The sequence below is a fragment of the Rhizobium hidalgonense genome, assembly GCF_002914525.1.
Lineage (GTDB): Bacteria > Pseudomonadota > Alphaproteobacteria > Rhizobiales > Rhizobiaceae > Rhizobium > Rhizobium hidalgonense.
Genome location: NZ_LODW01000022.1, coordinates 187,472 through 200,174, shown reverse-complemented (window position 1 = coordinate 200,174; position 12,703 = coordinate 187,472). Strand labels below are relative to the sequence as shown.

Genomic DNA, 12,703 nt, shown 5'->3' with positions numbered 1-12,703 from the left:
ACGGGCACCCTTTTCGAGATTTATGGGTGCCTGCTGCCAAAGGCGCGAGGCGAAATTGCCGGTCGTGATTACAGGGAGTAACAGATGTTTCGCAACTACCGGCCTGATCGCTGCTATATTATAGCCGAGATCGGCGGCAACTTTACGACGTTCGATCAGGCAAAGCGCCTGATTGACGAGGCAAAGGCGTCAGGGGTCGATGCTGTCAAGCTCCAGACTTACCGGGCAGAAACACTGTCGAGCCGGAACGCCATGTTCGATATGGAAAACACGGGCGTCACCTCGCAATTCGAACTTTTCCGTAAATATGAAATCAGTCACGACCTGCACGAGGCAGTTTTCCGCTATGCCGAGGAGCACGGGCTGGATTGGTTTTCGTCTCCTTCGCACGAGACGGATGTCGATCTGCTGGAGAAATGCGGAGTTGGAGCCCACAAAGTGGGCTCGGACGACGCGGTCAACATTCCTTTTCTTCGTTATCTCGCAAAAACGGGCAAGCCGATCATCCTGTCGACAGGGATGTCCACGCTCGACGAAGTTCGGGAATCCGTTGCGGCAATCAAGGACGCTGGCAACGACAAGCTCATTCTGTTGCATGCCATCACGAGTTATCCGACGCATCCGGAAAATGTGAACCTGCGCGCGATGCAGACGATGATGGAGGCGTTTCCGGATCTCGACGTCGGCTATTCTGACCATACGGTGACGCCTGTCGCAAGCCTTTGTGCGGCGGCAATGGGTGCCCGCGTCATCGAGCGGCATTTCACCTACGACAAAACCGCTGACGGTCCCGACCATATGCTTTCGGCCGATCCGGCGGAAATGAAATGGCTTGTGGATGCGGTCCGCGCATTCGAGATCATGAAGGGCAGTGGTCGCAAGGAACCGGCTGCCAGCGAGGCGACAACCAGGTTGAACAACCGCAAGAGCATCGTTGTCAGCCGACCGCTCAAAGCCGGCCATGTCATTTCCGTCGGCGATATCTCGGTCAAACGGCCGGGAACGGGAATCGAACCTAAACATCTCGAAACTCTTGCCGGGCGACGAGTCATCAAGGATCTAGACGGCGACGCGGTCCTCCAATGGAGCGATCTGGCGTGACGCTTGGGATCATTATCCAGGCGCGGATGGGATCGACGCGGCTGCCGGGAAAAGTGCTCCGCGACATTTGCGGAAAGCCCCTTCTCGGACATGTCCTTGGACGGCTTCAGATGTTGAAGCGCCCGGCAAAGGTTGTCGTTGCGACATCGTCCGCCGGCGAGAACGATATTGTCGAAGCTTGGTGCGTTGCGCATGGTGTCAGTTGCTTTCGCGGCGACGAAGCCGATGTTCTCGATCGTTATTTTCAGTGCGCGCGATCGCTCGGGATGTCGGATATCGTGCGGTTGACCGCAGATAATCCTTTCACTGACATTGAGGAGCTCGAGAGGCTGATCGATCTGCACCAGAAGCAGGGATTCGATTATACACATGCGTTTGGCCAGTTGCCGATTGGCGTCGGCGCCGAAATATTTACCTTTGAAGCCCTATCGCGCAGCCACCGCGAGGGGAAGCTGCCGCACCATCGCGAACACGTGAATGAGTACTTCACCGATCGCCCCGAACTGTTCAGGATCGGTCAGCTTGATGTGCCACCGGCCAAAATCTCTCCGGAGCTGCGCCTGACGGTGGATACTGAGGAAGATTGGAGACGTGCCCGTGCGCTCGCAGCGCAAGCGGGCGGGAATTGGCTCGGGACGGAAGAAGCGATCAGGCTATGTTCGTCTTCTGCGTAGAAAGTTCACATGCACGCGGCATGGGTCATCTGTTTCGGTCGCTGACGCTCGCCACCGAATTGCGTTCACGCGGTCATTCGGTCCGGTTTTTGGCGAACGATCATCCGAATTCGTTGACAATCATCCGCGAGCGCGGCTTTGACGTGGCGCTCTATGATCTCGCCACCGTCACTGGATGGGAGAAGGATTTCCTCGAAGCCACTGCTTCATCTGCGATCTGGATCAACGACCGCCTCAATACGCAGCGGTCCCACAGCGAGACGATCAAGCGCCTGGACGCCAAGCTTGTTACCTTTGATGATCGTGGTGATGGCGCGGAACTCGCCGACCTGAATATCTGCGCTCTCCTGTTCGAAAGGACGGAGGGGCTGAAGGGCAGGGATGTGCGGCTGGGGGTGGAGTACATGATACTCAATCCTGAAATCGCAAGGTATCGCCGAGTTCGGGAAAAGCTTGCTTCGATACTTGTCACGCTTGGCGGCGCCGATACTTACGGAGTGACGGTCCGCGTCGCCAAATGGCTGAGCGGCAAGCCCTTCCCTGTCACCATCGTGACCGGCCCGAGCTTCCAGCACATGGCGGAGCTTGAGGAGGTCGTTGCGGCGGCTGCGCCGGATCGGTTCAGGCTGTTGAACCAGGTGCCGTCGCTTGCGGCAGAAATGTATGGGCACGATCTGGCAATTACCGGTGGCGGCCTTACGCCCTTCGAAGCTTGTGCGGCCGGCCTGCCGTGTGTCGTGGTCGCAAACGAACCTTTTGAAATCCCCGTCGGGCGTGCGCTCGAGGAGCTTGGAGCAGCGTTCTTCGCCGGGCATCACTCCGTTTTTGATCTCGGCATCCTCGACAAGCCGATTCCCATCAGGGCCATGAGCGAGATCGCCATGACCAAGGTTGACCTTGGCGGGGTCGGGCGTGTTGCCGATCTGCTGGAAAGATTGGCTGCATGACCCTGACAGCCGTGATCCACCAGCCGGATTTCGCATCCTATCTCGGCTTTTTTCAGCGTTTTCTGAACGCCGATCTCTACATCGTTCTGGATCACGTTCAGTTCGTCCACGGCACAAGCAAAAGCTGGACGCACCGTGACAAGATAAAGACGGCACAAGGCGACCGGTGGCTCACCGTCGGAATCAGAAAGCCGAGCTTCGGTACACCGATCAATGCGGTGGAACTGGCGCCCAGCACCGGATGGATAGACCAGAACCTTTCGCTGCTTCGCGAAAACTATCGCAAGTCCGCCGGCTGGAGCGAAGTCTTTCCTCGTATCGAGGCCCTCTACGGCACGCGGTTCGACTTCTTGGCCGATTTCAATATGCATTTCCTGGAGGGTATTCTGGATATGCTTGAAATCAGCATGCCGACGGTGCGATCAAGCACTCTCAGCCCCGAGGGTCATAGGAACGAGTTGCTTGTCGAACTGCTGGGCAAAGTGGGAGCGACGCGTTATCTCTCGGGTCTCGGCGCGCGCGACTATATGCGGCCGGAACTGTTCGAGGCAGCCGGAATCGAAATCGAATGGCAGCATTTCGTCCATCCGGTTTATCCACAGCCCTTCGGCGAGTTCATTCCCTATCTCAGTATTCTCGACACACTGCTGAATTGTGGTATTGCAGGCACGCGTGACCTGCTCTGGAGTTGTAAATGAATATTCTCGCGATCGGTGCCCATTTTGACGACGTGGAGCTTGGCTGCGGCGGTGCACTGGCGCGCCATACGGCAAACGGGGATACGGTTTACGTCTATGTCGCGACCGTATCCGGCTTTTCCAACCAATATGACCAGTCCGTGCGCAGCAGCCAGGTCGCCAGAGCGGAAGCGGATGCCGCGATGGAAATCCTCGGCGTCCAAAAGATGTTTTGCGGCGAGTTCAAGACGCTTCAGATCGAATTCGTCGACCCTCTGAATATCGAGATTCTCAAGCTCGTGCAGGATCTGAAGATCGATATGGTCTATACCCACTGGGTGGGCGATATCCATCATGACCACCTGGCCCTATCGCGCGCATCGCTGCACAGCTGCCGCCATGTGCCGCGCCTGCTGATGTATCGCAGCAACTGGTATCATTCGACGGTCGATTTCCGGGGCAATTTCTATGTCGACATCACCGCCCATTGGGATCAGAAGGAAAAGGCGATCCTTGCCCATGAATCCGAAATGGAGCGCACCGGGCGGAAATGGGTGAGCTTCTTCCGCAATGAAGCCGAGAACGCCGGCCAGCGCATCGGTGTCAGATACGCCGAAGTCTTCGAGGTGGTGAAGTGGCTTCAGCCTTGAAGAAGGTCATGACCTTTGCCTCCATGCTGCTTCCATATGGCGTGCATGAGTTGAGGCGCAGACACAAACAGCGCACCGAACTCTCGGGATCCATACTGCCGACCTTGAAGGCCAATCGGGAATTGGCGGGACGTCATCAGGGCCGGCGCTGCTTTATCGTGGGTAACGGTCCTAGTGTGAAGGCTTTGGATCTCACGGTGCTCGAGGGGGAGACGGTAATAAGCGTATCGAATGGTTATCTTCATGCCGGCTATATGCGCTTCGCACCGAAATATCATGTCGTTCCACAGATAACCTATGGCACCATGACCGAGGATCAGGTTGCGCGCTGGTTTACCGAGATGCATGAAAATCTTGGCGAGGCAGAACTGTTTCTGAACGAAACCGAAGCTGGCATCGTCGCCGAGCGCAAACTGTTTTCCGGCCGGAAAGTACACTACGTAGCTCTTCGAACGAGTTTCGACGACATCGGTAACACTTCCATCATCGATATCGCAAAGCCGATACCGCGGATTGATTCCGTCCCGGTGCTGGCTTTGATGATCGCCATGTATATGGGTTTCGAAAATATCGTCCTGCTCGGCGTCGATCACGACAGCTGGCGAAGCGGATATTATACCTATGCCTTCGATTTGAAGACACAAGCCGACACGGATTTCTCGGTCACGTCCGAAGGAAAGATTCTGTCTCCTAACTACGATACATTTCAAAGCCTTGCCCGCCTCTGGCGCCAGTATCGCCGGCTGGCGATGATCGCCTCCGCCAATGGCATCCGGATAATTAATGCAGGCATAGGCGGCGAGCTCGATGAGTTCGAACGGATTCCCTTGAACCTGCTGCTCTCGCAAGACAAGGCGCGGTGATATGCGCGCCCGTCTCTTTTCGCTGGCGCGCCGTTTTTTCAAACTCGCGTATCAACCCGGCCTTCAAGGCCAAACCGGCTACGTCGGTGAATTCCCCAACTGGGAAGAAGCAAAGGCAGGCTTGCCCGGCTATTCGGATCCGAACATCGCGCAGAGAGTTGCCGACGGCACGACCGAAGTTCTGAGCGGACGGAAGGTTTACGAGCGCGATTCGGTTACGTTCGAGACCCGACAATATGCTTTCCCGATCGCAACTGCCCTTTTATGGGCTTCAGCTGCGCGCGATGCGCTTAATGTTCTTGATTTCGGAGGTGGGCTCGGCACGACCTATTTCCAGAATCGGCCCTTCCTTCAGGCAGTGCCTCAGGTGAACTGGGTGATCGTTGAGCAACAGACGTTTGTTGAACAAGGAAAACATCTATTCCAAGATAGCCAAGTCAGCTTCTGTTCTGATATGCGCGAAGCGTTGGCGACGGAGATCCCGGATATAGTCCTTTTCTCGAGTTCCCTACAATACGTCGAGAGGCCTTACGATCTGCTGGAGGCCGTAAAAGCCTCAAAGGTTCCGATGGTCGTATTTGACAGAACGTTGTTTTCAGGCCGCCTAGACGACGTCCTCACGCGCCAATATGTATCGGCTGATATATTCTCTGCTGTCATACCGACATGGATTTTCAGCGAATCCAAGTTTTTGAATTCCATGGAGTCGGACTACACGCTCGTGTCAAAGTTTCCAGCGTCCTGTTCCACGGTCGAAAATGATCGAGAAAATCGGTACCTGCAGGAGTCCGGTTATTTGTTCGTGCTGAACGGTTCGCAATACGATATTGCCCTGCAGGCGCCCATAATCAGCGAGAATAAACAATGAGTTCGTTGCAAAAGCATCCCCAATCCTGCCCCTTGTGTGCGGGAAAGCAAATCGGATTGCACCGCTGGTTCGACGTCGACGCCTTGAAAGCGGATTGGCAGAAGGGGTTTGGCTTTGAACCGTTCAGTCGGCTTGGCATTGAGGGCGTAGCGCATCAGTTTCGCTGTTTCGACTGTGACTTGAGATTTTTCGATCCGGCAACGACGCTGGCGGGAGACGGTGAGTTTTATAATGAACTTTCGAGCCGTTTTTCCTGGTACTACGAGAAGGACAAATGGGAGTTTGACGTCGCGGCGGAAATTCTCGCTGGTCTCGACGGGATAAAGAGGGTGTTGGAGGTCGGCTGCGGCCAGGGCCACTTCCTTGTTCGAATCAAGAATCGCTACGACGTGAAGGGCCTGGAATTCAACCCTCAGGCGATTGCCGATTGCAGAGCCATCGGCCTCGACGTCACCAGCGAGGCGATGGCGACGCTGGGTGAAGGCAGTTTCGACGTTGTTTCGGCGTTCGAGGTTCTGGAGCATTTGCCTGCGCCACGCGAATTCATTGAACAGTCCTTGCGGCTTTTAAGGCCGGGCGGCTACCTGTTGTTCGCAGTACCTGATCCGGAAGGATATTTCACAGAGGCCGAAAAAGTTCTTCTCGATATGCCTCCCCACCACGTAATGGGCTTTTCGAAGAAAGCCTTCAAGAGCATGCAGGCCCTGTTCTCCCTCAAGTTGGAGCAGGTCCATCAAGAGCCTCTTCGCTTTGCACACTATAGATCTTATTTGGGTAATTTCCTTGCTCCTCCGCCTCCACCGCGGAAGCCGAGCTTTCTCGATCGCGTCCTTTATCGATTGTTCGGCTATCAGAAAGAGCGTGATGTCGAATTAAAGAGGCTCGGGGAGAGAGTCACGGAAATGCAAATGGCAACGACTTTTCAGAGCGCCAAAGACAAGCTGGTCGGACAAACACATCTTGTCCTGCTTCAGAAGCAATAGGTTCTCGCGCCGCAATGATCGTGTATGTCCTGATCCCGGTTTTTAATCGTCTCGAACACACAAGGCGTGTTCTCGCTTCTCTGCGTGCTCAGAGCATTGCACCGAAACTGAGGATGATAGTCGTCAACGACGGTTCGACCGATGGAACGGCGGAATATCTCCAGTCGCAGGGAGACGTGGTTGAAATCCGGGGTGACGGCAATCTTTGGTGGGGAGGAGCCATCGAGGAAGGGCTGAAACGCGTGCTTCCGTCGTGTCAGGCGGAAGATTACATCCTGTTCCTGAATAATGATACGTGGTTTGGCGATCATTATATTGAAACCTTGATCCGAACGTCGAAGGAAAATGGTGACGCCGCGGTCGGAAGCGTCATCCATGAAGAGGGACGTGACCCACCTCTGGTCAGTATCGGGGCTAAGGTCAACATCAACAGGCTTGCCGTATGGGACCTGCTCTCGGAATTGAATGAAACGGAAAAACGGTCGCCCAACAGCCACTATCGCGTCGATGCGTTGAGTGGCCGGGGAACGCTCTATCCTGCGCATCTGTTTAGGAAATATGGCGGCATGCGGCCGTCGCTTCTGCCGCACTACATGGCTGACTACGAAATCGCCATGCGTTTCGCCCGCGCAGGCGTGCCACTGGTTGTCAGCAGCAATGCAATCGTCTATTCGCCTCCGATATATGGAAATGATACGTCCAGACTTTCATGGTGGAAGCAGTTATTCGGTAGGCGTTCGCCTCATAACGTGTTTCAGCGCCTGATTTTCTATTCGCTTGTCGGCACACCGGTGCAACGCATGACCGCACCTGTTCGAATGGCGTATTTCTCGTGCAGCCGCGCGTTTTCGACGTGGAGGTCATTGGCGAAACAAAAGGAAGGAACGATATGAGCGGCGGCCAGCATCAGCAATGCATCGCGTGCGGATCGAAGATGCGAACTTTTATCGAGCGGATCAGCGACGACCGATACGGCTGCCCCGGCGTTTACGCGATAGACCGATGCGTTTCCTGTGGTCACATGTCGACCGCGCCACGCCTGACGGAAGAAGATCTGCCCGCGCTCTACAGCAACTATTATCCCCGTCGTGAGATCGACTTCGTTGCGCTGGAGAAAGAGGCTGCGCTCGTCCAAAGACCGCTCGCCGGATTTCGCCGATGGATAGCCGGGACCGATAACCAGGGGCATTATCTTGCTAAGCCAGGGCAAAAGGTGCTCGATATTGGCTGCGGCTCGTGTCTCTCTCTTCTGGAGATGCGTACGCTCGGTGTCGATTGCTGGGGGATCGAGGCTGATCCGAACGTGCGAACGATCGCTGAGAAATATGCCTTACGCGTTCATATCGGCAACATCTATGATGTGCCATTCCCTGACCAGAAGTTCGATCTCATCGTGCTGAACCAGGTCATCGAACATGTGCCCGATCCGCTCGCGATGCTTGCGGCTCTGAAAGGCCGTCTCAACAGCGGCGGACGCGTCATGTTGGCCTTTCCGAATACGGGTTCCTTTCACCGCAAACTGTGGAAGGAGCGTTGGATCAACTGGCACATTCCATACCATCAGAACCACTTCAATCGAACTTCTTTTGCTCTGCTTGCGCGGAAATCCGGTTACGATGTCGGGCGGATCAGGACCATCACTCCCAATCTCTGGTCGGTGCTTCAGCTCAGGACCTCGGGGGAGCAGCGCCAGGAAGGAAAGGCGTCCAATACCTGGTCGGAAAGCGGCAATTCTCAGAAGCCGCCGAGCCTTGTTCAAAAACTTCGCAACGTCGCTGTTTCGCGCGGCGCACGCCTTGCCGGTGTCATGATGGGATTTGGGAACCGGGCTCTGGATGCGATGGGGCAGGGCGATAGTCTGTTGGTAGAACTCCGACTTTCCGCGACAAAGAAATAGGATTTTAGAGTCATGCGGATTGCCGTGTTCGATACCTACTATTCCCGATTTCTGACGATGCATTATCGTCGCAATCGGGATTTGAGGTCGGCTTCCTCCCAAAGGCAGACGGCTTCCCTGCTCGAAGCAGCGTTCGGCACGTCCGATTTCTATTCACGCCACTTGAAGGATCAGGGTTGCGACGTCCTCGATATCATCGGCAACTGTGTTCCGCTTCAATCGGCCTGGGCAGAAGAGAACAATGAGCCGTTCAGCCCATGGGCGATGAAGCTTCCGCATCGGTTTTTCAGGTTGCCTTATATCGGGGCGCGGCTGGCGGCACTCCCCGGCTTGCTTGAGGTCGCGATGGCGCGGGTCCGCGCATTCAAGCCGGATGTGCTTTATTGCCAGGATCTCAGCTTTTTTCCACCTCATGCGTTGATTGAGCTGAAAAAGACGGTGCCACTAATCGTCGGCCAGATCGCTTGTCCTTTGCCGCCGGACGGCTTTTTGCGTCCCTATGATCTGATTCTCACGTCCTTTCCCCATTTCGTGCCGCGGTTCCACGAGATGGGCATAAAATCCGAATATTTCCGGATCGGCTTCGACACCCGAGTGCTGGATATCCTTGGCGATGTCCCTCGCGACGTACCCGTGAGCTTCGTTGGGGGCATAAGCCGTCATCATGGCAAGGCGATCCCGCTGCTCGAACATCTTGCCAATACCACGCCGATACAGTTTTTCGGCTACGGCGCCAGGACGCTTCCGCGCTCATCTCCAATTCGAAAACGTCATAACGGCGAAGTTTGGGGTCCGGACATGTATCGCGCGCTGGCCCGCAGCCGGATCACCCTTAACCGGCATATCAACGTTGCCGAAAACAATGCCAACAATATGCGGCTTTACGAGGCGACGGGTGTCGGATCGCTCCTCATAACCGACAGCAAAGACAATCTCGGCGAGATTTTCGAGGTCGGCAAGGAAGTGGTTGCCTATTCCAGCCCCCAGGAGGCCGCGGAACTTATCCGCTATTACATAGAACACCCCGACGAAGCTGACCTTATCGCGAAGGCCGGTCAGGCTAGGACGCTGAAGGATCATACCTACAAGTCGAGAATGAACCAGTTGATGCCGATCCTCGAGAGACATCTGGAGGCTCGCGGCTAATGTCATTTGTTCGTACGACTCTCAACCGCTTTCCGGTGTTGAAGCGCCGGTTGAAACGACTGCGTGAACAACTGATGCCTGCGGCATCGGTGTCCTCGCACTACGTCGAAATAGATGCAGCTCGGCGAGACAGCGAAAGCTCGCGTCTGGCTGCATCCTGGAAAGCGAGTGATCTGCCTGCACGTCAGAGAGCCCTCGTCGAGCGCCAGTTGAAGGAATATCGCGGTGGCGCTTCGATCGATGTATTCGATGTTTTTGCCGCGGCGCTCCGTAAGATCGACAATTTGCCGGCTGCCGGTTCATTGCTCGAAATCGGTTGTTCCAGCGGATATTACTCCGAGGTTTTGGAAGTAAATGGCCTGCCGTTGCGGTATCGCGGCTGCGATTATTCCGATGCGTTCGTCGATATGGCGCGCAGCCTCTATCCAGCATTGTCGTTCGATGTGGAGGATGCAACGCGGCTCAGCTATCAGAATGATGCGTTTGATGTCGTGGTTTCGGGATGCTGCCTGCTGCATATTCCCAACTATCAAACGGCGATTGCCGAATGCGCCCGCGTCGCCAAGGAATATGTCATTTTTCACCGCACGCCTGTCGTCTATGGCGAATCGACCAAGTATTTCCGTAAGCAGGCCTATGGCGTCGAGACCATCGAGATCCATTTTTCCGAACCGGAGCTGTTAGAGAGCTTTCGGGTTCATGGCCTGGAAGTTCAATCCACCTTCACGCTAAATGAGAGCGCGGATCCGCGTGACAGTAGCAAGGGCAATGCCAACCGCACCTATTTGTGCAGGAAACAATCCCAGTCATGACGACCTACTTCTGTACCCTTTTCGACAGCGGCTATCTCATCAAGGGGATGGCCATGATGGAGAGCCTCGTCCAGTGGTGCCCAGACGCGCATGTTTTTGTGCTCTGCATGGATCAGAAGGCGCAGGAGATACTGACTGCTTTCGACAGATCCTACATCACCTGCATCCCACTCGCCGATCTGGAGACGCCAGAGCTGTTGGAGGCAAAGAAATCGCGTGGCGTCGCCGAATATTGCTGGACTTTGTCGCCCTGTCTCCCAACTTTCGTACTGCAGCATCATCCCGAGATCGATTTCATCACCTATCTCGACTCCGACTTGCTATTCTATTCGCCGATCCGTCCAATCCTGGACGAAATTGGCGACAGTTCGATCGCAATCATCGAGCACCGTTTTGTTCCGCGGCTGCAGGACAGGGAAGTGAACGGTCGTTTCTGTGTGGAATGGGTGAGCTTCCGGCGCGACGAGGAGGGTATGCGTTGCCTTGCTCGTTGGCGCGAGCAGTGCATTGAGTGGTGCTACTATCGCCTCGAAGACGGCAAAATGGGCGACCAGAAATATTTGGACGAGTGGCCTGTGCTGTATCCGACGTGCCATATTATCGCGCACCCAGGAGCGGGAATTGCGCCTTGGAATTATGAGAAGCTGCATTTCGCCGAGGATACTTCAGGTCAGATACTGGTCGAAGGCGTGCCGTTGATATTCTATCATTTTCATCAGTTTCAGTTGCTGGCGGACGGCGGTTTCGACAGGCTGTCGTCATTCTACACTTCGGTTTGCAGGGAGCCCGAAGCTGTCTACGCAGCCTATGAGACTGCACTCATGCGAGCGCTTTCGGAAATAAGGATGATCTCACCAGGATTCTCTGGCGGCCTTCGAGAGGCCGCCGCTGTCGCGAGGCGTAGATGGGCGCAGCGTTACGTTCCGTTCGCAGTCAAGCGCGTCCTGCACCGTCTCCTGCGTTATTGATCCTAGCGCAGCCTTGAATGTCGAAGATCAAGGGGCAGTATGCTTACCGATACTGCCGATCGATCCATTGGCGGTAGCTGCCGCTTGTGACGTTCTCGACCCAGGCATCGTTGGCAAGATACCATTCAACCGTCTTGCGGATGCCGGTGTCGAACGTCTCGCTTGGACGCCAGTCCAGTTCCCGCTCGATCTTGGCCGCATCGATGGCGTAGCGGCGGTCGTGACCAGGCCGATCCCGCACGAAGGAGATCTGCGCTTTATAGCTTGCCCCGTGCGGCAGGGGCCTTAATTCGTCGAGGATCTCGCAGAGCGTATTGACTACCGACAGGTTGGTCAGCTCGTTTTTGCCGCCGACATTATAAGTTTCTCCGACCTTTCCGCTTTCCAGAACGCGTTGGATCGCGCTGCAATGGTCCTTGACGAACAGCCAGTCGCGTACCTGCATTCCATCCCCGTAGATCGGAATCTGTTTGCCCGAAAGGGCATTGAGGATGACCAGCGGAATAAGCTTCTCGGGAAAATGGTGGGGACCATAATTGTTCGAACAGTTCGTGGTCAGAACCGGCAGGCCGTAGGTGTGATGATAGGCGCGAACCAGGTGATCGCTGGCTGCCTTGCTCGCGGAATAAGGGCTGTTGGGTTCGTATTTGCGATCTTCGCTGAAGGCTGCTTCCACGGGAGCAAGCGAGCCGTAGACTTCGTCCGTCGATACATGAAGAAAGCGGAAGCTCTTTCGGAAGGCTTCATCCTGTGCGGCAAGAAATCCGCGTGTGGCCTCCAACAGGCGAAAAGTGCCGACAATATTCGTCTGGATAAATTCTTCAGGGCCATGGATCGATCGGTCGACGTGACTTTCCGCCGCGAAATTCAAGATTGCGCGGGGACGATGGGATCGTAGCAGTTCCTCAACGAGATCGTAGTCCGCGATGCTGCCTTTGACAAAGACATGGCGCGGGTCGTTCCAGACGGAGGAGAGGTTCTGTAGATTGCCGGCATATGTCAGCACATCGAGGTTGACGATCGGTTCATCATGAAGCGCAAGCCAATCGAGCACGAAGTTCGCGCCAATGAAACCAGCTCCCCCCGTCACCAGGATCATATTTTCCCCCTTGGAGAT

14 protein-coding genes are annotated in these 12,703 nt (G+C 55.4%); 13 read left to right on the top strand and 1 reads right to left on the bottom strand.

From position 1 onward, the window contains the following. Positions 1-84 precede the first annotated feature (84 nt). From ATY29_RS02300 to ATY29_RS02240, 13 genes are read left to right on the top strand one after another with little or no spacing between them, the layout of a single operon-like run. The gene (locus ATY29_RS02300; protein WP_097534892.1) at positions 85-1,101 is read left to right on the top strand and encodes an N-acetylneuraminate synthase family protein; all 1,017 of its coding nucleotides are present in this window, start codon (positions 85-87) and stop codon (positions 1,099-1,101) included. Further along, positions 1,098-1,775, top strand: coding sequence for a cytidylyltransferase domain-containing protein (locus ATY29_RS02295; RefSeq protein WP_097534958.1), 678 nt, complete (start codon positions 1,098-1,100; stop codon positions 1,773-1,775). Before ATY29_RS02300 ends, ATY29_RS02295 begins: the two co-directional genes overlap by 4 nt. Further along, positions 1,757-2,722: a PseG/SpsG family protein gene (locus ATY29_RS02290; RefSeq protein ID WP_097534891.1), complete on the top strand. Its 966-nt coding sequence runs from the start codon at positions 1,757-1,759 to the stop codon at positions 2,720-2,722. The genes ATY29_RS02295 and ATY29_RS02290 overlap by 19 nt, the downstream gene beginning before the upstream one ends. Continuing rightward, the gene (locus ATY29_RS02285; protein WP_097534890.1) at positions 2,719-3,420 is read left to right on the top strand and encodes a WbqC family protein; all 702 of its coding nucleotides are present in this window, start codon (positions 2,719-2,721) and stop codon (positions 3,418-3,420) included. Before ATY29_RS02290 ends, ATY29_RS02285 begins: the two co-directional genes overlap by 4 nt. Then, complete coding sequence (locus ATY29_RS02280; protein ID WP_097534889.1) at positions 3,417-4,049, top strand: PIG-L deacetylase family protein; 633 nt, start codon at positions 3,417-3,419, stop codon at positions 4,047-4,049. Before ATY29_RS02285 ends, ATY29_RS02280 begins: the two co-directional genes overlap by 4 nt. Positions 4,050-4,057: 8 nt before the next feature. Then, entirely contained in the window at positions 4,058-4,912 is an 855-nt protein-coding gene (locus ATY29_RS02275; protein WP_244597327.1) for a hypothetical protein, read from the top strand. A gap of 1 nt (position 4,913) precedes the next feature. Continuing rightward, entirely contained in the window at positions 4,914-5,780 is an 867-nt protein-coding gene (locus ATY29_RS02270; protein WP_097534887.1) for a methyltransferase, TIGR04325 family, read from the top strand. Then, positions 5,777-6,763 carry a class I SAM-dependent methyltransferase gene (locus tag ATY29_RS02265; protein ID WP_097534886.1) on the top strand — a complete coding sequence of 329 codons (987 nt, stop codon included), beginning with the start codon at positions 5,777-5,779 and terminating at the stop codon, positions 6,761-6,763. Before ATY29_RS02270 ends, ATY29_RS02265 begins: the two co-directional genes overlap by 4 nt. A gap of 14 nt (positions 6,764-6,777) precedes the next feature. Further along, a complete protein-coding gene (locus ATY29_RS02260; RefSeq protein ID WP_097534885.1) occupies positions 6,778-7,656 on the top strand; it encodes a glycosyltransferase family 2 protein in 879 nt (292 codons plus the stop codon). Further along, entirely contained in the window at positions 7,653-8,660 is a 1,008-nt protein-coding gene (locus ATY29_RS02255) for a class I SAM-dependent methyltransferase (protein WP_097534884.1), read from the top strand. Before ATY29_RS02260 ends, ATY29_RS02255 begins: the two co-directional genes overlap by 4 nt. 12 nt (positions 8,661-8,672) lie before the next feature. Next, on the top strand, positions 8,673-9,806 hold the full coding sequence (locus tag ATY29_RS02250) for a CgeB family protein (RefSeq protein ID WP_097534880.1): 1,134 nt from the start codon (positions 8,673-8,675) through the stop codon (positions 9,804-9,806). Further along, positions 9,806-10,618, top strand: coding sequence for a class I SAM-dependent methyltransferase (locus ATY29_RS02245; RefSeq protein ID WP_097534878.1), 813 nt, complete (start codon positions 9,806-9,808; stop codon positions 10,616-10,618). The genes ATY29_RS02250 and ATY29_RS02245 overlap by 1 nt, the downstream gene beginning before the upstream one ends. Continuing rightward, positions 10,615-11,586, top strand: coding sequence for a hypothetical protein (locus ATY29_RS02240; RefSeq protein WP_097534876.1), 972 nt, complete (start codon positions 10,615-10,617; stop codon positions 11,584-11,586). Before ATY29_RS02245 ends, ATY29_RS02240 begins: the two co-directional genes overlap by 4 nt. A gap of 43 nt (positions 11,587-11,629) precedes the next feature. On the opposite strand, the gene rfbB is transcribed toward ATY29_RS02240, so the two are convergent. Further along, positions 11,630-12,685, bottom strand: a complete 1,056-nt coding sequence (gene rfbB / locus ATY29_RS02235; protein WP_097534874.1) for a dTDP-glucose 4,6-dehydratase — start codon at positions 12,683-12,685, stop codon at positions 11,630-11,632. Positions 12,686-12,703: the final 18 nt, after the last annotated feature.